Origin of the sequence: Comamonas sp. 26 (assembly GCF_002754475.1) — a bacterium.
Classification (GTDB): domain Bacteria; phylum Pseudomonadota; class Gammaproteobacteria; order Burkholderiales; family Burkholderiaceae_C; genus Comamonas.
Map to the genome: position 1 here is coordinate 237,200 of NZ_PEFL01000003.1, position 21,209 is coordinate 258,408.

Below are 21,209 nucleotides of genomic sequence, written 5' to 3' on the forward strand. Positions count from 1 at the left end.
GGCAGGTCAGCAGGTACAGATGAACGCCGGTTGGTGCCGCTGATTTCAAGGTTTAGAACTTATGCCTCGCAGCGTAAAGGCATGCCGAAGGCTTTGAAGCTCGTCCTTCTGAAAGCCAACACCCTCCTGGCAGAGAACCACGAATTGGCGCCGTTCTCGCGACCAGTTCTCGAATCCTGTGCCTGAGAGTCCGTCATCGAGCGCAGCCCACGAGTGAGCACATTTTGGATGCAGGTCCAGCCAACTGTTGATTTCCACCGCCCGATGCGCCCGCCGCGAGACTTGAGGTGTGGTCCAGTCCTGATGCAGCCCCTGTGCGACAAAGCCAAGACCGCCCAGCTCTAGCGTCCTCTCCAATAGGTCTCGGTCAAAAAACCAGCGCCAACTTGTGGAGAGCACATACCGAGGAGAGAACTCCTCATGCACCAGCCTGAGATGCGACACAGCGTGAGCGTCGAACAGCTTGGTCCAGAGCTCATCCCAAGCACACAGCGGTGTACCTGCCCGAGCTGCCTCATCCAAAGCAGTTAACGCGTCATAGCCACCAAATGGGTTGTTGAGGCAAATGACATCATCGAAATCCAGGAACAGGATGGGGCTCATACAGGCTCAGCTCGCTGCGGCTCCTGGCCGAGGAGTCGGAGTTCTCCTTCAGTTGCAGTACTCATGCTATCTGTGTGCAGGTTCATCCAGTCACGAAGCTTCTGCTGGACGCTGATGTCCGATATCCCCGTCTCACTCTCACAAAGTATCAATGTCGGCCAAGAACCTGGCGGCCCCGGAAAGAACTTAGGTTTGTCGTCTAGCACGACGTAGTCAGTGATGGCGTTGAGCTCCAACCAGGCACGTATCGCTACGTCTCGTCCTATTTGGGGATTGCCAATGGAACCACCGTACCAGCGGGCAATTGGAGCAAGGAGTTCTCCCAGCTGGGCGTCATTCAAGAAGATGCGCCAGGAGCTGCTGACAACCACTGCGATATTTGAATGCTTCTGCAGCAGGTCCGCGAGGATGCCAAGGTGCTGGAAGGTGCCTGGCCATCCCGCTCGAATTTCGTGCGGCTCAAGCGGAGGCCTCGCACCTGCAATAGCTCGGGGTGGATGCAGGACTCCGTCAAAGTCTAAAAAAATGACGCGACTGCATTGCTCTGCAAGCTTGTTAGGTCCGTACTTCGATGAAGTCATCAGTTCAACCAATCAAAAGGACAATAACTTGGGTGTGACACGTCGCCGGCAAGCAAGTCGATGCCAATGGACTCGAAATAGACTAATTTCGTGAACGCCTCTTTGCAGAAGCTCCGGAAATTTCGAACAGTGGTACCCAGTCATCCGACTCAGCCCTCACGACAGGCTTCATAGAGTGGCCGTCGAGATATTTGTCTGGAACGTCAGACGTCTTTAGGGCTAACTTTTCGCTGTGGCGCCCTGGGCGGACCCAAACCTCTTCTATGGGCTGCATGGCCAAGTTAGTCTGCTGTTTGGAGTAGGTGATGCAGTGCAACGCAACAATCAGATAGGACTCTTGGGTGCTTCGAAGCCTACGGAGTGCCTCTACATCCGGGAACATGGCCGTCACTCGCTCTGAAATCGGCTCCCCTCTGGGTTGGACAGTTGCAATGAACATAGGCGCCGCACAGTCTTTGACGACGCTGCCCCAGTACCCACCACCGTTAGGGAAAAAGACCTTCTGATGCGGGTAGGGAATCTGGTTTTCGGGCAAGCAAAGAAACATGAAATTCCACAATAGCTACCACTCTATTGTGTCATATATAGCACTACCATATACAGCAACCTTCTATATAGCACCGCTCTATATGAAGTCGACATATAAGGAGAGCTGCAACAACATGTCGGGATGTACATCCCGAAGCTTCCAAAGCAGAAAACGACGGTCTCAACAAAGGAGGTACTAGCTAAAAATCTCGTGCGCCTCCGAGCGGAACGGCAGATGTCGCAAGAGGACCTTAGCTACATGGCTGGCTTGGGTAGAACATATGTCAGCCACATCGAACGACGGGAGCGCAATGTCACCCTTGAAACGTTAGAGGCACTTGCGGCAGGCCTTGGCGTCTCTGTTCGTGACCTGTTTGATGAGTCCAATTAGTACTTTGGGTCGCCAATTGCGGGCGCTGGTATCAAACCATCCCGAGGCGCGATACGGGCCTGCCTGTACGCCCCTTTGCAGACACTGCATGGCGTCCTATTGGCACTCATGCAAATTAGATGCGTGCATCCCGATTAGCATTCTCTTGGCGGCGTCTAAGTCGCCTTTCTGAGCTACGGCTTCAGTGTTCGACTCATTTCTTCTGACAAATAGCCAAATTTCGGCCACTGTATCGCCCCGGCTTTTTGGCCCGACTGTCTGGCCACTAGGGCTTTCGCGTCCGAGCAGTTTTTAGCGGGTCGGCTGCTTCTTTGCTGATAGCAGCAGGTCATTCTCAGTAAAGGTGCCTTTCGCCATGCGCCCTTGTTTGTGAAGAAAGGTATTCAGTTTTAGGAAGGCGCGACCGAAGGCATTGAGCTGAAGCAACAGGCGATAGGTCCGGACCTCTCCATCCTTATCGATGGGGACAAGCTTTCCAGGGGGAGGCCTTTGCTCATACCACTCAGCGAAGGTTTCTCCGTAGTAGGTCGTACCCGTCTCTGGGTCTGTACCCATGTAGCATTCCGCTTCCCAGCTCCCTTCCAAGGACTCTTTGTAAGCCTCAAGGTCGCTGCCATAGTCCGCCCAGGGAATGAAGTGCTGAAGCAAGTCTTCGATGGTGCTGCCTGCTGCATAGAAAAGCGGCCAACGCTGAGTCTTACCACCGCCGGTCATCGTCACCTGATAGCGTGGCAGCGATTTGTTGGCCCAATCATCGAACTCCATCACAACTACTTTACGTTGCTGGAGCAGCTTCATCCAGGGAACGTCTAGACGCAATCGATTGAGTCGTTGGATGTAGGGTTCTGGTTGGACCATCTCAGCGAACTGAGGCGGAATAACACCCTCCATCAATCGTTGGCACGTTGGAATTGTTAATTTCCAGCCCTTGCCGGCACTAGCCAGGTTGTCCTTAGTGACCTGCTGCCAGTACATCTCCTTCTCATCTGGATGGTAGAAGAGCATGAGCACAGGCATTGTGTGATTCAGCCAGTACTCGACATGCTTTTGTTCGGGGCGAAAGATGAAGCTGGATGGACCAGCTTCTTCAAAAAAGCTTCGACCAGACTTGATTTGAAGTGCCAGAAGCTTTCCCGTGGGGTAGCTTCCGTCGGCATCAAATATTTCGACATGAGCGTCGATACCAAAGTCATGGACGAACTGCTCGCGAAAGAGCCATCCATAGCTAGCAAAGATTGTCGCAGCGTAGGTAACGCCAAACCGCTCTGTGAGTTGGATAGCCATTTGATATCTGAACCTCTTCTATTGACGGTGGAGCAGCTGCGGCGGCCCCTCGCAAGGGTGATTTCCGCTTTGAGCCATTGACCTACCTTCTCAAGGGAGTCCTTGGCCGCACGAACGGCATCACACCATCATTGGACGGCGTGATGCCTTCCAGAAGTCTCTTGAGCCGCGGATTCGCCGGTTGCGAAGCTTGTCAGTCCTCTATGCGCTCAACCATACCTACAAGGGTATGGCTGACTTTTGGAGCTCTTGCAGGGCGAGTGACGGTTCTCGTCTTAATAAGAACCCTCCATCGTTCACCTATGGTATTGCCGGCGGCCAGAAGTGCCTCCAAGTCCCGCCGTGCGAACTCACGAGCGACCGCGCCGACGAGAGGCGGTTCACCTTCGACAAGTCTCAGCTCAAATCGTCGGGCTGCAGGAAGTATGAAGATGCGGCCAGTGAGCTCTGTTGCCTCGCTATCCACAATGCTGGCCGCTCCGGCGCGCTCTCTTCCTCGGCGGACTGCATCCAGGTTGAGCTCAACCTCACGCTCTTCCTCGACAACGCGGACCACGGCCCTCTTGTCGTCGAGCACTTCGAAGAACTGGCCTAAAGAGTTCAGAAAGCGTGGGTCCATGCGCTCCAGCGCTTGCTCGAACTCATCACCTTCCTGTGCCGCAGCGGCCGACACTGTGTCCACAACGTGGTCAACTACCACTTTCAACTGAGTATCAGCAAATGCGTCTGTCTGAGCAGCTTCCTCAAGGAGCAAACCAACAGAACCTCTGACAACGTTCGTGACGATGAGGTCAGAGTTGGCTTGCATGGCAACGGGCCCACGGCGCCCAATGTCGCCAACTTCTTCGAGTGCGAACTGCTTAGTCACCATCTCCTGGAATAGCGTCACGGTCCTTGCTGCGAACGTGGCGTCGATGCCATGCGAGCCAATCACAGGGCCACCCGAGAAAAAAAGACCTACTGCGGCCCTATGGGTGGCTACAGCTACTACCTCATCGACCTTTGCCTGCAAAGCATCCCGTCTCTGAGACAGTTGCAGGAATCCGATGGGGTCGGCCTCCGGGGTACGTTCTTCCAGCAGGGAATTGATAGACCCTAGGTCTGCGCGCAACGCTTGAAGTTCAAGCCGCTTGAGCATCCTGTGCCTCCAATTGTTCTAGTATCACCAGTGCTTGTGCGTCATCGCTGAGCAGAGGCATTGTGACCAGCCCCTTCCACATGAACGTATCCCGTTGATGTGAGAACAGGCCGTACCAGTACATGGTGTCCTGCACGACATATCGTGCATCCTTTGCCAAGTCTACGAAGTACGCATCGCAAGAGTACGCCTCTTTCACTGCTGCTGTATCAAATAGCGCAATGTGCTCACCCAGAAAAGCGGCGGCTTCTTGAGCAGGAACCGGAAGATGTGAAAAAGTGACCAAGTCGATGTCGCTTGGAGGCCTGCTACGAGTGCGCTCGCAATCCTCCAAAAAGCTGCCGTCGATGATTTGAAAACCAGTCACGATAGCAATAGACCGCAGGGCCTGCCGGAAATCCAATAGCCCTCGCAAGATGCGTCTTCGCTCCGGCGAATAGCCGAACTGGACAACCATCTCGCTCATGGACGCCTTATAGGGAGACGCCTTCTGACGCTCGTCAGGGCCATCCCCAAGGAAAGGGGGCAGCACTCCAGACGCGTTGAACGATGGCAACACGTGTCTCTCCGTTCTCGTTTTGTTGGGCCGAGCCCAATGATGCCATGTAAACAAATGATTCAGATGTCGTGCTCGAGCCCTAGCCATTCAGGGGTGCCGCATCGAATGGGAATGCGTCGGAGTTGCCAGTGCCTTAAGCATGGCCTGGACCTTGTGTATGGAAACCCAAAACCACCCTCGCAAACCCGTCCTGCGCGAGCTGACCAGCTCAGTACCGCTTTCTAGGTCGTAAAGGATGGCGTAGGCCAACTACTTCCTGCTAATGGGAGGCAATGGCTGATTGAGAAAGTTGGCATCCAACCCACGCGTATTCGCGTTGTATGCCCACCGGACGAACTGTTCAAGCAGCCTCGTGTTCTCAAGCTCAAGCCGCTTATTTTCGGCCTCTAGTCTGTCCGCTCTTTGCCATGCGAGCTCCAATTCAGGGCTGGAGGCCACCTTTGGACTGCGAGGCTTCTCTGAAGAAAGTGTCTTTTTACGCAGAGTGAAGGCATCCCGAATACGAACGTGTTTGTGCAACGCCTGGCGCGTGTAACGAACGAAGAGATGCTTCTCAATCGAATCAATGAGGGCATCCCACGTCAAACCGCCTGACCAACCGTCCAATATGCCGACAATCCTTGCGATGTCCTCATCATCAAGATTCTTTGCTCGGCTCATTCAGTAGCTCCTTCTTCAACAACAATCCATTTCAGCAAGCGGTGCTCGTCGGACTTTTTTTCAAGGGCTGCGCGGGCTTTCACTGCATGCTGAAGTCGAGATGCTTGCTCAACGTGCGTGAGGCGAATAAGGGCACCCTCCGGAACCCGCGGGTTGTCCAAGATGGCGATAAGCTCTGACAGGCGAGAGTGGGTCAACGTCTGGTGCTGAACCCAGCGCGACGCACCATACTCCCCGTCGGCATCAGCTTCTTTCGCAGCTTCCAGCAGACTCGCTGTTTCCTCATGCGCTGCCCTTGCGTTGGCTTCGCCGACCTTGTCCCCCTTGATACACACCTGCTCGTTGCAGTTGTTGCAATCCTGATGGAGTGGACATGGGGACATGACGAAGTCGTGGACACAAATACCGAAATCCGTTGTGTGAGCCGCCTTAATTCCTAGCTTCTTGAACTCTGACCTCGGAACGAGGCTGATGCGAACCTGAGGGACCAAATCGGTCGATGAGCTTTCCTCAACTTCTCTCTTAAGCTCAACAATACGGGCCTGGACGTCACGGTCGGAGACATGGTTGTATGCCTCGTTTTGGCGAATGTCTTTACGACCGGACCACTTCGCAATGTCCAACTCACTCAAGCCTCCAGCTTGAGCGAGTGTGTTCAAGTAGTGCCGGAACTGGTGCGTCCGAATACCCTTGCACCACTGCCCTGGTGACGTCCGACTAACAGGCTCAGCGAAAAGGACTTCTCCTAGTTCCTCCATGAACAAGTCTTTCCCTCGTAGGTGCTCTAGGTGCGAAGGCAGGTACATCGCGCTCGGATTGTCCTCGTACCAACGAGCCACCTGCCGGGCTTCGGAGGAAGTGCCCTGCAACCTTCTAATCGCCTCCTGAACCACTGAACTCATTGATGGCACAACCCATTTGACCATCGGGTCTGCACCTTTCGATGGCCAGAAACGTAGCCCATACGCTTCAGGCGCTTCCTGCCGGGAGCTATGCACCTCACATCCTGTCTGGAGCCTCAGCACTTCATTCACGCGGTCCGGGGCCGAGCACATGATTGCGGCCACAGATGCCACAACAACGTCCGGGGTTTCAGATGCAGCACGGAATGCTCGAGCCAGCGCGTCAAGAGCGAAGGGGGAAGGGAGCATTTCCTGCCGGCGAGCTTCAAACTCTTCACCAACTCGCCCAGCCGTCTGCACCGGGCGCTCAATCGGGTTTACCCAACGCAATGGGACAGAAGCCAACCGGTTGTTGTCTATGAATGACGCCAACATTTCTAGCTGCTGCCCAGTCCGATAAGCAGTGTCCTTACCGTAATGAACAGTTATGAGCTGAGCTGCGCGATTGAGCACCTGGCCATGAACGAGAGTGACGTCATTCGAACCATATTCAGCCAATGCAGCACCTAAGGCCCGGGTTGCAGCAAGCCGAGAACCTATGGATTTTGTTGGACAAAAGGCATGTTGATAGCGGAAGTAGGACTTTGCGAAAGCGGCATAGGGCTCAGCCATAGGTGTCGGCTCGCTGTCATCGGCAGACTCCCACGTGCTGAAGACTGCACGCAGTGCCCCATTTTTGCCTTTGAGCTTTATGTGGTTCGTCACATCCCACTTCATCTCGTCGAACGGGAGGTCAGCCCCTAAAGCTGTCAATTCGTCACGACACATGGCAACGAACGCCACCAGATTTTTCTCAGCACTGAGTTCGCGACGTGGCTTGAATAGAACCAAGTTAGACATCCTTGGTCTCCTCGCTGGCTTCTACAGGGAGCAACTTTGTCTCTTCACTTGCCTTAACAGCGGGATTTTTTTTCTCCTCGCAAAGCCGAATCACTGCGGCAACGGCAAAGATAGTCCGGTCATTGATAGACGCAATTCGCTTGTCTGTGGTTTGAAGCTGCCTGTCACGGTTTTCAAGAAGGTGTGCCAAGACGCCTTCGTGTGGCCCATCAACCCATGCTTCGAAGCTTGAGCACGTGTAGCAAGCAATGGGAGCATTGAAACCACAGAAACCGTGTTTCCCACAGTCCCCCATAGGTGCACCGCTGCGGTCGACACGCAAGTCGATAATGCGATTTGAGGTGTCAACGCCCAACCCATCCACCAATTTCCCAGCAAACGCCTGGGCCAAAGGCGCAATTCCCATTGCAATTACTCGGTCGATTCGGTCGATGATTGCTGGAGAGCTGGCTGTATACACCTGAACATTCTGGGTATCACTGTGGTCAAGGAGGGCTGCGATTTCGAGCTCGCTGTAGCCTTCCTCTGCCGCCCGCGTCCCTGTCGTTCTTCGGAAGCGTGTTGGAGTAATGCTCATCACCTCTCCCGTACGCTCTGAGACGACCGACAGCCCCTCAAGCACGGTGGTGATAGTCTTTCCAATATCCAGCGCAGTCCGGTGAAATTCGAATCCGTTAGTACCACCCGCCGAGCGCTTTGTCGGAAACAAAGGTGCCTGCATCGGGTCCACCAAACGGCCCTCAAATTGCTTGCATACACCTTCAGCATAAGCTACAAGAATTTCGCCAAACTGCTCAAGGAGAGAGCGCTCTTTCAGTTCTGCACGGGCGTTCTTAGTGCGTTTCTTGGCGCGAGGCATGTGTATCGAGTACTTAAGTACCCCCTCAGCATTTCTCTTAACCCGTACATCGCAGACCTTTAGGGCTGCGTATTGCTGATTTCGCTGACCCAGCAAAATGTACAACCAAGCCAAGACGTAGTCTTCTTCAGACACTGACCCGCAGGCATAGGCTTGGTTCAACGCGGCGTGAAGGCCCTCCATCTCGTTGGTTGTGAATGGACCATCTATGGGGTCCCAGGTCAGCACAGCTATACCTTTTCGATTTCCCTTAAGTCGCAGCTGCTTCAGCAGTAAATCCACGCCCTCATCAACACCGGGATAACCCAGCTGAATCCATTTCCTCAGAAATCCGGCGAGAGTTCCGAGATACCAACCTGTCGACTCGTCAAGGCCCGCACGGTAATTGAGTAGGCTCACATCACTGATACTTGAGAGCTGACTCGGCGTCATACGAATGAAGTGCTGGAATCGCTGAAAAAGATTCCTCATATGAGCGGATGAATTGTTCTCGGCGTACCAAGACAGCACTCTTTTCGCACTCTCACGTAACTCATCTGAAATGTTCGTCAGCTGACTAAAGTTCAGACTCACGTCTGTCACGTCATCACGAAATGCCCAGATATCAGCACTGGCGTCAAACTCAATACCAGACTTGGTGCGCACCGGTCCTAGCGTACTCAAAGGACGGGCGGGGAGATTCTCAGTGGTAGGCAAGTCTTTTTTCATCAGTTTTTCTTATCTGTGGGCTTGAACGATTTGGCTTGCAGCGCTAGTGAGGCTTCATTGCTCTTTCGTTCGATATGCCTCTTCGTATAGTGACCGGCCATCCTCGATTGAGGGGACCAACCCATCGCCTGGCGCCGCATCCTTTCCTCATCCTCTGATGACACACCCTTTGTGTCCATTAGCTCGGAGAAATCGTCGTTCCAGGTGTGACGCAGCACATGAGGCGAAAGGTCATTAGTTAGTCCAGGCACCTTCGTCCGTAGCTCTCTGAAAAGCTTGTTGAGGGCCGGCTTTGACAGTGCTGCACCTGTACCGTTGGCCACAAAAAGGTAAGGATGGCGTCGCGCGCCCTTGATGCTCGAACGCGAACCCTTTTTATCCTTGCTCTTCCCAATGATGTAATCACGCGTAAGGTCCATTAACCCAGGACTAAGGGCTAAGAGCCTGCTTCTTGTCTTAACCAGTGGAGCGTTCCCGCGCTCATCCTCCGGGTTATCTGGTCGGCGGGTGATGACAACTTCTCCTTTGCGGAGATTGACGTCATCGACATAGACCCCCAGAAGTTCACCATTCCGAATACCAAGCAGAAGCAGCCACATGAAAATGAGCTGATTCCTAAGGCGAACATGCCTGCCCTTCCAAGGGTTTTCTGGGCTATCAGGGTTTATGACCTCTAGTATTCGGGCGCGCACCTCAGCACTGACACCTTGTCGGCCACCGGCGTCATGGTCGCGACCAGGGATGCGTGCATTCAGTTGGCCTACCACAGTCTCAGTCGCTACATTCAAAGCACGGAAGTGCTCGTGACCAACATCAAGCTTCAAGCGTCTGCCTGCGCTTAGCCATTCAATGTACTTGCGGATATATATGAGTCGAGTGGCCTTCGTTTCAGACTCGACTCGCTTTGAAGCTCTAGCTGAGGTGCGCATACGCGCTCTTTCAAGCGAAACAACACGAGACGCTGCCTGCGACTTTTTTTTGTTTCCTAGGAGTGCGTCAAGCTCTTCTTGCTTCAGCCCTGCCAAATTCACAAGCTCATCTACTTCACTCAACGAGAGAAGCTTTCCTTGCTCTAGGCGCTGATTCAGGTCGATACCCAAGTAACGAAAAACCTGCAGGCCGACCATCACGGCTCTAGCCGCATGCGCAATCGTGTTGGTCGCCAAACTGGTAGAGCGCAGCGCCGTCAGGATGAACAGCGTCACATCCCAGACTGGCACTCCAGTTTCTTCGCTTAGTAGCAGCGGAAGCCGCTCACCAGACTCCAAACGTATCGTTCTGACTTGATAGCCTACTGACATGTTTACATTTCCTCAAAGGTAGTCGATAAGTACACACTATCGGCCTTCGAAAAAAATGTTAACAAAGAAAAAGGCCCGTAGATTCGTCATCTCGGGCCTCTTGTTTACAAATCAGGAAAGGTAGGCTCTAGAACGGGATATCGTCATCCATGTCGTCAAAACCCGACGCTGCGCGCTGGGGAGGAGGGGCCATGGGAGCGGGCGCTGAGCGCTGCTGCATGGGTGCCGGTGCGGGGCGTTGCTGCTGCATGGGAGCTGGGGCAGGGGCCGCGCGACGTGGAGCTTCGTAGCTGCTTTCGCCATAGCCGTCGTCATTGCCGTAGCCGCCTTGACCTTGTGGCTGACCACCGCCTTGGCGGCTGCTCAGCATTTGCATGGTGTCAGCGCGGATTTCTGTGGCATAGCGCTCTTGGCCAGTGGCCTGATCGGTCCACTTGCGGGTACGCAGGCTGCCTTCTACATAGACTTGGCTGCCCTTGCGCAGGTATTGACCGGCGATTTCAGCCAGGCGGCCATTGAAGGTCACGCGGTGCCATTCTGTGGCTTCGCGGTTTTCGCCGGTGTTCTTGTCGCGCCAGCGGTCTGTCGTGGCGATGGTAACGTTGGCCACTTGGTCGCCGCTGGGAAAGCTGCGCATTTCAGGATCGCGACCCAGATTACCTACGATGATGACTTTATTGACGGATGCCATAAATTTGCCTTTTCAAAAAGTGGCTCGGGCGATTGATGATGAGTCCCGAGCCAATGGAGTGCGCATTTTGCCCCAAGCGGGGTATGCCGAGCACGGGATTACCCTATGCCCGTCACGCCTGTCAGCCATGGCGGCCCACAGGGCGCAGCGGAAGGCTGATCACCAGCCACAGCAACGTGAGCACGGCCGTCATGACAAACAGCCCCGGCACACCCGCCCACTTGGCCACTGCACCGCCAATAGCGCCGCCAGCGAACAAGCCCAGCGACTGCAGCGTGTTGTAAGCCCCCAGAGCTGCACCGCGCAGCGGCGCAGGCGCCATACGTGACACCAGGCTGGGCTGGGTCGCCTCCAGCGCGTTAAAGCCACAGAAGAACAGAAACATCAGCAGCGCCATGCACCAGATGGTGGGGATGGTGCCACTGGCGGCCAGCATGCCCAGCCCAATTTGTACCAGTAGTACCAGACCGATGGCACCCAGCAAAGCCTTGCGCAGTTTGCCCTTGCGCTCCATGGAGAACAGCATGCCCATGGCCACAAAAGACAGCAGCACCGCCGGCAGATAGATATGCCAGTGCTGCTCTTTAACCAGCCCTGACTGCACCAGCATGGCGGGCACGGCCACCCACATGGACATCTGCACGGTGTGCAGGATGAACACACCAAAGTTCAGGCGCAGCAGGTCACGGTGGCCTAGCAAGTCGCTGAACTTGCCCTTTGGCGCATTGGCATGCTGCTCAGGCTCAGGCGGCACCACCCACAGCACCACGGCAACACCGGCCATGGCCAGTGCGCAAGTCAGGCCAAAAATGCCCGACAGGCCAATCCATGCATTCAGCAGCGGGGCCAGCACCAGCGCCAGCGCAAACATCAGCCCGATGCTTCCGCCCACCACGGCCATAGCCTTGGTGCGCACACCGTCGCGCGTCAGATCGGCCAGCAGCGCCGTGACGGCAGCCGACACGGCACCTGCGCCCTGAATGGCACGACCGACCATCAGCCCGGTCAGCGAATCGGCCATGGCAGCCATCAAGCTGCCCGCCGCAAACACCAGCAGGCCGGCCACGATGACGCGCTTGCGGCCAAAGCGGTCTGACGCCAGGCCAATAGGCAGCTGGAACAGGGCCTGCGTCAGCCCATACAGGCCCATGGCCAAGCCGATCATGGCCGGGTCATCGCCGCCGGGGTATTTACGCGCTTCCAGCATGAAGACGGGCAGAACCAGAAACAGGCCCAGCATGCGCAACGCAAAGATCAGCGCCAGCGCGCCGCTTGAGCGACGCTCCAGAGAAGTCATGGTGGTAGAGGATTTTTCCGCGCCCTGCGTGCCCGCACTAGGGGATGTATTGATTTTGTTCACGCTCAAATTTTGCCAAGAGTCGGAGTCTTATGCCCACGTTAACTAAATCACTGCTGAGCAAAAGAGAAGAAATAGAACTGTAGATTGTCCGTGAACCTGAATCCTCTAGTCACGAGCAGGCCCGTCTGACTATCATGGAGAGTTTTCCCCGCCTGGAGCGCCCGTGTCCCTGAAGCCTGATTCGTCCCCTGCTCACAAGACCGTCGAAACCGACGACAGCCTGTACCTGGGCCGCTCGCTCGCGCAGACACGTATCGCCATTCGCGGCGCACGCACGCACAACCTCAAGAACATTGACCTCGACATTCCCCGCAACCAGTTGGTGGTGATCACGGGTCTGTCGGGTTCGGGCAAGTCTAGTCTGGCCTTTGATACCTTGTATGCAGAAGGCCAGCGTCGCTATGTGGAAAGCCTCTCGGCCTATGCGCGCCAGTTTCTGGGCCGGCTTGATAAGCCCGATGTCGATCTTATCGAAGGCCTGTCGCCCGCCATCTCCATTGAGCAAAAGGCCACCAGCCACAACCCGCGCTCTACCGTGGGCACGGTCACCGAGATCAACGACTACCTGCGCCTGCTGTTTGCCCGCGCCGGCACGCCGTTCTGTCCCGACCACAACCTGCCGCTGCAATCCCAGACCATCAGCCAGATGGTAGACAGCGTGCTGCAGCTGCCCGAAGACACCAAGCTGATGATTCTCGGCCCGCTGGCGCGCGAGAAGAAAGGCGAATTTGCCGAGCTGTTTGTGCAGCTACAAGCACAAGGCTATGTGCGCTTTCGCGTGGATGGGCAGATTTACGATGCCCAGTCGCTGCCCAAGCTGGAAAAGAACGAGCGCCACAACATCGACGTGGTGATTGACCGCATCAAAGTCCGCGAAGACATCAAACAGCGCCTGGCCGAAAGCTTTGAAGCCGCCCTGCGCGCTGGCGGCAACGACGCCGGTGGCCGCGTGCTGGCGGTGGAAATGGACAACGGCAAAGAGCATTTGTTCAGCGCCAAGTTCGCCTGTCCACTTTGCGACTACTCCTTGCCCGAGCTGGAGCCGCGCCTGTTCTCCTTCAACTCGCCCATGGGCGCTTGTCAGGCCTGTGATGGTCTGGGCAACAGCGAAGACTTTGACCCAGACCGCGTCGTGCCCTTCCCTACGCTGAGTCTGGCCAGCGGTGCCATCAAAGGCTGGGACAAGCGCAACAACTACTACTTCTCCATGCTGGAAAGCGTGGCCAAGCACTACGGCGTGAGCACCGAAACGCCGTTTGACGAGCTGCCCGAGAACGTGCGAAACGTCATACTCTGGGGTTCTGGCGACGAGGCCATGGCCTTCAACTATGTTTTTGAGAGCGGCGAGCGCAAGGGCCAGGCCTTTATCAAGAGCCACCCCTTCGAAGGCATCATCCCCAACATCAAGCGCCGCTTTCGCGAAACTGAATCCACCGTGGTGCGCGACGATCTGGCCAAGATGCGCACCATCCGCAAATGCCCAGCCTGCGAAGGCACACGCCTGCGCCGCGAGGCCCGCTTTGTGCGCGTGGGCGAAGGCGATCAGGCCCGCGCCATCTATGAAGTCAGCCACGCCACGCTGGCCGACGGCCTGCACTGGTTCAAGCACCTGAGCATGGCCGGCGCCAAGGCCGAGATTGCCGACAAGATCGTGCGCGAAATTGCCTCGCGTCTGCTGTTCCTCAACGACGTAGGCCTGTCCTACCTGAGTCTTGACCGCAGCGCCGACACGCTCTCGGGCGGCGAGGCCCAGCGCATCCGCCTGGCATCACAAATCGGCTCCGGCCTGACGGGCGTGATGTATGTGCTGGACGAGCCCTCCATCGGCCTGCACCAGCGCGACAACGACAAGCTGATCTCCACACTCGAGCATCTGCGCGACATCGGCAACAGCGTGATCGTGGTCGAGCATGACGAAGACATGATGCGCGCTGCCGACCAGATCATCGACATGGGCCCCGGCGCGGGCGTGCACGGCGGCCGCATCATGGCGCAGGGCACGTATGACGACATCAAGGCCAACCCCGAATCGCCCACCGGCCGTTACCTGAACGGCACTCAGAGCATTCCCGTGCCCAAGCACCGCACGCCCTGGCTGCCCGTGGTCAGCAAGACAGCTGATGGGGAAGAGGCCAAGAGCACATCGCAGTTCCCCACCACGGCAGCGCACAAGCGTGCCCGAAAAAATGCGGCAGTCGGGGACCTACAAGCCCTGCGCGTAGAAGGCGCACGCGGCCACAACCTGAAGAGCGTGACGGTGGATTTCCCCGTGGGCCTGCTGACCTGTGTGACCGGTGTCTCGGGCTCGGGCAAGTCCACGCTGGTCAACGACACGCTGTATGCCGAAGTCGCCCGCCAAGTACACCGCGCAGGCACAGAGCCCGCCGCGCATGACGACATCATCGGCATCGACTACTTCGACAAGGTCATCAACGTAGACCAGTCCCCCATCGGCCGCACACCGCGCAGCAACCCCGCCACCTACACCGGCCTGTTCACGCCTATTCGTGAGCTGATGACCGAAACCACCACCGCCAAAGAGCGTGGCTACGGCCCGGGGCGCTTCTCCTTCAACGTCTCTGGCGGCCGCTGCGAAGCCTGTCAGGGCGACGGCGTGGTGAAGGTAGAAATGCACTTTCTGCCCGACGTCTACGTGCCCTGCGACATCTGCCACGGCAAACGCTACAACCGCGAAACGCTGGAAGTGCTGTGGAAGGGCAAAAACATCTCGCAGATTCTGGAGATGACCGTAGAAGACGCCCACGCCTTCTTCAAAGACGTGCCCAGCATCGCGCGCAAGCTGCAAACGCTGCTGGATGTGGGCCTCTCCTACATCCGTCTGGGTCAGAGCGCGACCACGCTTTCGGGCGGCGAGGCCCAGCGCGTCAAGCTGGCGCAGGAGCTGAGCAAGCGCGATACCGGCCGCACGCTCTACATCCTTGATGAGCCCACCACCGGCCTGCACTTTGCCGACATTGCTCTGCTTTTGAAGGTGCTGCACCAGCTGCGCGATGCGGGCAACACCATCGTCGTCATCGAGCACAACCTCGACGTCATCAAGACCGCAGACTGGCTGATCGATATGGGCCCTGAAGGCGGCTCGGGCGGCGGCAAGGTCGTCGCCGTGGGCACGCCCGAAGAAGTGGCGGCCAACCCCGCCAGTGTGACGGGGCGCTACCTCAAGCCTTATCTGAAGAAACGCTGATTTGAATGAAAAAGGCTGCTAGTGCTTATGAATCAAGCGTCAGCAGCTATCAAATTTGAATCAATCCTCTAGGGCTGCAGACGAATCAGCTTGCCGTCCGGGCCATCTGTCAGCAAGTAAACAAGCCCATCTGCGCCCTGGCGTACATCCCGAATGCGGTCACCCGTCTGGGCGTAGAGCTTGTGCTCAGCCAGCACTTTGCCGTCCTTGATCTCCAGCCGCGCAAGGTGGCGGCCCTTGAGCGCACCAATCAGCAGATTGCCCTTCCAGGCCGCGCCATAGCGCTCGCCACTCACAAAGGTCATGCCAGAAGGCGCAATGCTTGGCACCCAGTAATGCAGCGGCTGCTCCAGCCCTGCCTTCTGCGTGCTTTCGCCAATCTTGCCGCCGCCGTATTCCTCGCCATAGGTAATCACCGGCCAGCCGTAGTTTTTGCCGGGCTGCGGCAGGTTGATCTCATCGCCGCCCTGCGGGCCATGCTCATGCAGCCACAGCTTGCCGTCAGGCGCGATGGTCAGACCCTGGCTGTTGCGGTGACCATGGCTGTAGATCTCTGGCAACGCGTCTTTGCGAGCCGCATACGGGTTGTCTGCAGGCACGCTACCGTCCTTGGCAATGCGGATGAGCTTGCCGTGGTGGTTATCCAGCGTCTGCGCATCATTGCGGCGCGAATAGCGGTCGCCCAGACTCAGGAACAACGTGCCGTCACGCGCCTCGGCAATGCGGCAGCCAAAGTGGGCGCTGCTTTTGACCTTGGGGCGCTGGCTGAACAGCACTTTTACGTCTTCCAGACTGCGCTCATCACGGGCAATGCGGCCCGTAGCCAGCGCCGTGCTGTTCGTGCCCTTTTCACTACCGGGCTCGGCATAGCAAAAGTAGATGCGGCGGTTGCTGGCGAACTGACTGTCCGCCACCACATCCAGTAAACCGCCCTGCCCGCCAAAGTCTACGGGTGGCACGCCGCTCAACTCAGACTGCTTTTGCCCCTTGCCATCCAGCAGCCAGAGCTTGCCTGCGCGCTCGCTCAGCACAAAGCGCTGGTCGGGCAGCGGGGCAATGGCCCAGCCATTGGCAATACCCGTAGCCAGCACCTCCTGCCTGGGAGCCGTGCCTTGCGCACAGGCGGCCAGCGCCAGCATGCCGGAGCCCGTCAGCGCTGCCAGCCTCAGACGTTGAAATGGTGAGCATGTCATCACAAACGGGCCTTCCATGGTGTTTTGCAGACAGTACCATGCAGGTCATGGATACCGCCAACCGCTCCCCCCTCGCCAGCCTCGCTCGCGCCCCTGATGCCGTCTGGGATTTCGTCATCGTCGGTGCGGGCATGGCCGGCACCTCTACCGCCTGGCAACTGGCTCAGTCGGGCGGCGACGCCCCCCCTTCCGTGCTGGTGCTGGAGCGCGAATCCCAGCCCGGCTATCACACCACCGGCCGCTCCGCCGCGCTGTTTGAAGAGCATTACGGCCCCGCGCAAGTGCAGGCCCTGACCCGCGCCAGCCGCACCTTCTACGATGCGCCGCCCGCTGGCTTTGCCGACGCATCCATCCTCTCGCCACGCGGCGTGCTCTACGTGGGTACGGCCGAGCAAAAGCCACTGGTCGATACCGCCTATGCCGAAGCCGCCATCCACTACCCCTGCACACGACGCCTGAACGCCGAGCAGCTCAAGGCGCTGGTGCCCGTGCTGAACACCGAAGTGCTGGTAGACGGTTTTCTGGATGACGGCGCACGTGACATTGACGTGCACGGCCTGCATCAGGGCTATATCCGCGGCCTGCGCCAGCGCGGGGGCGAGCTGTGGTGCAGCGCTGAAGTGCAGGGCATCACCCGCGCCAACAGCCTCTGGCACATCACCTTGCCGCAAGGCCGCAGCATTCAGGCCAAAACCCTTATCAACGCCGCTGGCGCATGGGCCGATGTGCTGGCCGCCATGGCGGGTGCAGCCCCCATAGGCATCGTGCCCAAGCGCCGCAGCGCCTTCACCTTCCCCGCCCCACAAGGCATGGACGCCACGCACTGGCCCGCCATCATCAGCGCCGATGAAAACTGGTACATCAAGCCGGACGCGGGCCAGCTGCTGGGCTCGCCCGCCAATGCCGACCCCGTGGCACCACACGATGTGGTGCCCGAGGAGCTGGACATTGCCACCGGCATTTATCACATCGAAGAAGCCACGACGCTGCAAATTCGTCGCCCATCGCACACCTGGGCCGGGCTGCGCTCGTTTGTCGCAGATGGCGAGCTGGTAATCGGCTGGGATGCATCGCCCACACCTGTCGCGGGCTTCTTCTGGGTTGCCGGGCAGGGCGGCTACGGCATCCAGAGTGCAGCAGGCTACAGCTTGCTGGCGCGCAACCTGTTGCTAGGCGAGGCAATGGACCCTTTGCTGGCTGGGCAAGGTGTTCAGACCGAGCGACTCTCGCCCAAGCGCTGCCAGCAGCCCGACTAGAAGTCTCGCTCTCAAAAGAAAAGCGGCTTGCGCTTGATTGGAGACAGTTTCAGATAGAAAACCACCTGAAACTCATAACCAACCCGCATAAGCCGCTTTGATTTTTTGTGGCTACACCCGGCTATTCACAGGGGTGTAGCACGCCAATTCATCAGTTCTCGATCTTGGCGAACTGAACAATCTTGGTGTACTTGGCAATTTCGGCATGGATGTACTTGCCAGCGTCCACCTTGGGGTCGGCCACCACGTTGCCGGTTTCTTCCATCTTCTTACGGAACTCGGGCGAAGCCAGGGTTTCGTCCAGCGCCTTCTTGAGCTTGGCGGCGATCGGTGCGGGCAGGCCCTTGGGTGCCATCATCGCGAACCAGACATTGATGTCCACGTTCTTGTACTGGGGCAGCTCGGACAGGGCCGGAATATCGGGGGTGATGGCCGAGCGCTTGGCTTCGGTCGTACCCAGGGCGATGACCTTGCCGGCCTTGATCTGGGGCAGACCACTGGAGAGCACGAACATGCCAAATTCGATGTTGTTGCCCACCAGATCGGTGGTCAGTGGTGCCACGCCCTTGTAAGGCACATGCATCATCTGCAGCTTGCCCTGCTCCTTGATCATTTCACCGGCCAGATGCAGGGCTGTGCCCACGCCGGAGCTGCCGTAGCTGAACTTCTCCGGGTTCTTGCTGACCAGGGCGGTGAACTCGGCGGCGTTCTTTACACCGGCCTTGGGCGAAGCCACCAGCACCATGGGCTGCGAGCCGACCATGCCGATAGGCGTGAAGTCGCCAATGTTGTACTTCACGGCCTTGTTGATCAGCTTGGCAATGGCCAGCTCGTTATTGGCACCCACCAGGACGGTGTAGCCGTCGGCAGGAGCTTTGGAGACTTTCTGCGCACCGATAACACCACCGGCGCCGCCCAGGTTCTCGACCACCACAGGCTGACCCAGGCGCGAAGCCAGGCCATCGGCCACAAAACGGCCCACCAGATCGGTGCTGCCACCTGCGGGGTAGCCCACCACCATGGTGATGGCGCGGCTGGGGTAGTTGTCAGCCGCAACAGCGGTACCGGTCAGGCCCACAGTGGCGGCCATCAAGAAAGCTGCAGACAAAGCAGTACGGCGCATCGTGTTTGTGTTTTGCATGGATCTATTCCAAATCTGTATGACGTCGATTGTGCGAAAAGCAGCAAAAACATTTGGTGCCGATCCGGCACATAGCCGTGCTATTTCAGCACACGTCAGATTCAAAAGCAGTATTCCGCTCAACGGCCCTATTGAAACCCGTGCGGGGCTTTTACCAAACACCACCCAATACACCGAAAAAGTGAGCGCTTGCGCATTAAATGGCAACAGTTGCCCTGAGTCCACCTAGGGCTTGGTGATATCCGCCCAGAACTGTTCAGCCGCTACGCCCAGATGGCGTTTGGGCCGGTAAAGGCGGATGTCGAAGTGCACGTCCAGGCTGTTGTCTCCGGCGATCGCCAGGCGCCCGGCCTGGCAATCGCCGCGCACCATGAACCAGGGCATCCAGGCCACGCCCAGGCCCTTGAGCACGTATTCGTAATTGGCGTCAGCCGAATCGCAGTCAATGCAGCGGCGCAGGCGCGGGGCCAGCGGGTGCTGGGTCAGGTGGTCTTCCACCAACCGCCCCAGCGCCATGTGATGGGAAAAAGCCAGATACGGCACAGGCGGTGCGCCCGGGTGTGCAGCCTGGCTCAGATCATGTATCGGGCGGCCATGGGCATCGGCTTTGGCCACGGGCACCAGCTTGTCGTGGGCCACGGTCAGGTGGCTGAACTGCCGGCCATCAAGCCGCACGGCAATGGCGGCGTGGTGATAGAGCAGGGAAAAACTCACCTCGCCGCGCTGCAGCATGACCACGGTTTCCTCGAGCGTGCGGGTGACGATGCGCATCTCCGCGCTTTGCAGCACGCTGCTGTAGCGCGCCAGCCAGTCGGCAACGATGGTGCGCGCCAGCGTGCGGCCCGTGGCCAGGGTAATGATGTGGGCTTGGCGGCCCGCCACGGCCTGCAGCTCGTCATGAGACTGGGCCAGGGTGCGAACCAACTGCTCTGCCGTGTCTTTAAAGGCCTCGCCTGCAGGCGTCAGGCGTACCGGGCCACTGCCGGACTCGATCAATGCCGTGCCCGCCCAAGCTTCAAGCGCACGAATGCGCCGACCAAAGGCGGGGTGGGTGACATGGCGCAGCTCTGCCGCACGGGTAAAGCTGCGCTCCTGGGCCAGGAGCAGAAAGTCTTCCAGCCATTTGCTTTGCATGGCCAGAATTCCGATCCTGGCTTAGCCGCGTGCTGCAGCCTGCAGCGTGGCGCGGGTGGCGATCGCGGCGTCGCGCGCTGCCTTGGCAAAGTCATCACCCTGACCCGCGTAAAGAATAGCGCGCGAGGAATTGATGATGATGGGGCCGCCGCCAATGCGGGCCGCCTTCACGGTAGCCACGGCATCGCCGCCCTGTGCGCCCACACCGGGAATCAGCAAAGGCATCGTGGGAGCCACGGCGCGCACGCGCTCGATCTCGTTGGGACGGGTTGCGCCCACCACCAGACCCAGCTGGCCGTTGGTGTTCCACGGGCCCTGGGCCAGCTTGGCCACATGCTCAAACATGGCGGGGTTACCGGGCACATCGGCCAGATGCTGCGCCTGCAGATCGTCACCGCCGGGGTTGGAGGTACGGCACAGCAGAAAGGCGCCCTTGCCTTCGTACTTGAGGTAAGGCGTGATGGAGTCAAAGCCCATGAAGGGCGACAGGGTCACGGCATCGGCACCGTAGCGCTCGAAGGCTTCCTTGGCGTACTGCTCGGCGGTGGAGCCGATGTCGCCACGCTTGGCATCCAGAATCACGGGCACATGGGGTGCCACGCGGCGCATATGTTCCATCAGCTTTTCCAGCTGATCTTCAGCGCGGTGGGCGGCGAAGTAGGCAATCTGGGGCTTGAAGCTATTCACCAGATCGTGAGTGGCATCGACGATGGCTGCACAGAAGTCGTAAATCTTGGACGCATCGCCCTTCATTGCGCCAGGAAAACGGCTGGGTTCAGGGTCCAGACCCACGCACAGCATGGAGTCATTGCGCGTGGACGCGTCGCGCAGCATGTCGAGAAAATTCATAAAGGGAGATTTTAATTGCTCGCCTC

18 protein-coding genes are annotated in these 21,209 nt (G+C 57.9%); 3 read left to right on the forward strand and 15 right to left on the reverse strand.

The window, feature by feature from the left end:
• Positions 1-45: 45 nt before the first annotated feature.
• Positions 46-603: an HAD domain-containing protein gene (locus CLU84_RS19255; protein ID WP_099739478.1), complete on the reverse strand. Its 558-nt coding sequence runs from the start codon at positions 601-603 to the stop codon at positions 46-48.
• Entirely contained in the window at positions 600-1,184 is a 585-nt protein-coding gene (locus tag CLU84_RS22090) for an HAD domain-containing protein (protein WP_099739480.1), read from the reverse strand. The genes CLU84_RS19255 and CLU84_RS22090 overlap by 4 nt, the downstream gene beginning before the upstream one ends.
• A gap of 670 nt (positions 1,185-1,854) precedes the next feature.
• Between CLU84_RS22090 and CLU84_RS22585 the strand changes: the two genes are divergently transcribed.
• Complete coding sequence (locus tag CLU84_RS22585) at positions 1,855-2,103, forward strand: helix-turn-helix domain-containing protein (protein ID WP_099739484.1); 249 nt, start codon at positions 1,855-1,857, stop codon at positions 2,101-2,103.
• A 291-nt stretch (positions 2,104-2,394) separates the two neighbouring features.
• On the opposite strand, the gene CLU84_RS19275 is transcribed toward CLU84_RS22585, so the two are convergent.
• From CLU84_RS19275 to CLU84_RS19315, 9 genes are all read right to left on the reverse strand, one after another.
• Complete coding sequence (locus tag CLU84_RS19275) at positions 2,395-3,387, reverse strand: DUF4365 domain-containing protein (protein ID WP_099739486.1); 993 nt, start codon at positions 3,385-3,387, stop codon at positions 2,395-2,397.
• A gap of 193 nt (positions 3,388-3,580) precedes the next feature.
• Positions 3,581-4,525: a hypothetical protein gene (locus CLU84_RS19280; protein ID WP_099739488.1), complete on the reverse strand. Its 945-nt coding sequence runs from the start codon at positions 4,523-4,525 to the stop codon at positions 3,581-3,583.
• Positions 4,509-4,991 (reverse strand): hypothetical protein, encoded by a 483-nt coding sequence (locus CLU84_RS19285; RefSeq protein ID WP_144445479.1) that lies wholly within the window; start codon positions 4,989-4,991, stop codon positions 4,509-4,511. The genes CLU84_RS19280 and CLU84_RS19285 overlap by 17 nt, the downstream gene beginning before the upstream one ends.
• A gap of 342 nt (positions 4,992-5,333) precedes the next feature.
• Positions 5,334-5,744 (reverse strand): hypothetical protein, encoded by a 411-nt coding sequence (locus CLU84_RS19290; RefSeq protein WP_099739492.1) that lies wholly within the window; start codon positions 5,742-5,744, stop codon positions 5,334-5,336.
• Complete coding sequence (locus CLU84_RS19295; RefSeq protein ID WP_099739494.1) at positions 5,741-7,486, reverse strand: integrase; 1,746 nt, start codon at positions 7,484-7,486, stop codon at positions 5,741-5,743. Before CLU84_RS19295 ends, CLU84_RS19290 begins: the two co-directional genes overlap by 4 nt.
• Positions 7,479-9,053, reverse strand: a complete 1,575-nt coding sequence (locus tag CLU84_RS19300; RefSeq protein WP_099739495.1) for a site-specific integrase — start codon at positions 9,051-9,053, stop codon at positions 7,479-7,481. The genes CLU84_RS19295 and CLU84_RS19300 overlap by 8 nt, the downstream gene beginning before the upstream one ends.
• Entirely contained in the window at positions 9,053-10,354 is a 1,302-nt protein-coding gene (locus CLU84_RS19305; RefSeq protein WP_003064696.1) for a tyrosine-type recombinase/integrase, read from the reverse strand. Before CLU84_RS19305 ends, CLU84_RS19300 begins: the two co-directional genes overlap by 1 nt.
• A gap of 127 nt (positions 10,355-10,481) precedes the next feature.
• Positions 10,482-11,045 carry a single-stranded DNA-binding protein gene (gene ssb, locus CLU84_RS19310; protein WP_099739497.1) on the reverse strand — a complete coding sequence of 188 codons (564 nt, stop codon included), beginning with the start codon at positions 11,043-11,045 and terminating at the stop codon, positions 10,482-10,484.
• 121 nt (positions 11,046-11,166) lie between these two features.
• Entirely contained in the window at positions 11,167-12,342 is a 1,176-nt protein-coding gene (locus CLU84_RS19315; RefSeq protein ID WP_099739499.1) for an MFS transporter, read from the reverse strand.
• Between the two features lie 226 nt (positions 12,343-12,568).
• Here CLU84_RS19315 and uvrA point away from each other — a divergent pair, with 226 nt between their 5' ends.
• Positions 12,569-15,610 (forward strand): excinuclease ABC subunit UvrA, encoded by a 3,042-nt coding sequence (uvrA, locus tag CLU84_RS19320; RefSeq protein WP_099739501.1) that lies wholly within the window; start codon positions 12,569-12,571, stop codon positions 15,608-15,610.
• Between the two features lie 68 nt (positions 15,611-15,678).
• Here the strand turns inward: uvrA and CLU84_RS19325 are convergent, their stop codons facing one another.
• Positions 15,679-16,749 (reverse strand): PQQ-dependent sugar dehydrogenase, encoded by a 1,071-nt coding sequence (locus CLU84_RS19325; RefSeq protein ID WP_099740060.1) that lies wholly within the window; start codon positions 16,747-16,749, stop codon positions 15,679-15,681.
• Positions 16,750-16,850: 101 nt separating this feature from the next.
• Here CLU84_RS19325 and CLU84_RS19330 point away from each other — a divergent pair, with 101 nt between their 5' ends.
• On the forward strand, positions 16,851-18,059 hold the full coding sequence (locus CLU84_RS19330) for an FAD-binding oxidoreductase (RefSeq protein ID WP_099740061.1): 1,209 nt from the start codon (positions 16,851-16,853) through the stop codon (positions 18,057-18,059).
• A gap of 151 nt (positions 18,060-18,210) precedes the next feature.
• On the opposite strand, the gene CLU84_RS19335 is transcribed toward CLU84_RS19330, so the two are convergent.
• From CLU84_RS19335 to pyrF, 3 genes are all read right to left on the reverse strand, one after another.
• Complete coding sequence (locus CLU84_RS19335) at positions 18,211-19,200, reverse strand: tripartite tricarboxylate transporter substrate binding protein (protein WP_099739503.1); 990 nt, start codon at positions 19,198-19,200, stop codon at positions 18,211-18,213.
• Between the two features lie 225 nt (positions 19,201-19,425).
• Entirely contained in the window at positions 19,426-20,334 is a 909-nt protein-coding gene (locus CLU84_RS19340) for a LysR substrate-binding domain-containing protein (protein ID WP_099739505.1), read from the reverse strand.
• Positions 20,335-20,355: 21 nt separating this feature from the next.
• Entirely contained in the window at positions 20,356-21,183 is an 828-nt protein-coding gene (gene pyrF / locus CLU84_RS19345; RefSeq protein ID WP_099739507.1) for an orotidine-5'-phosphate decarboxylase, read from the reverse strand.
• Positions 21,184-21,209 lie beyond the last annotated feature (26 nt).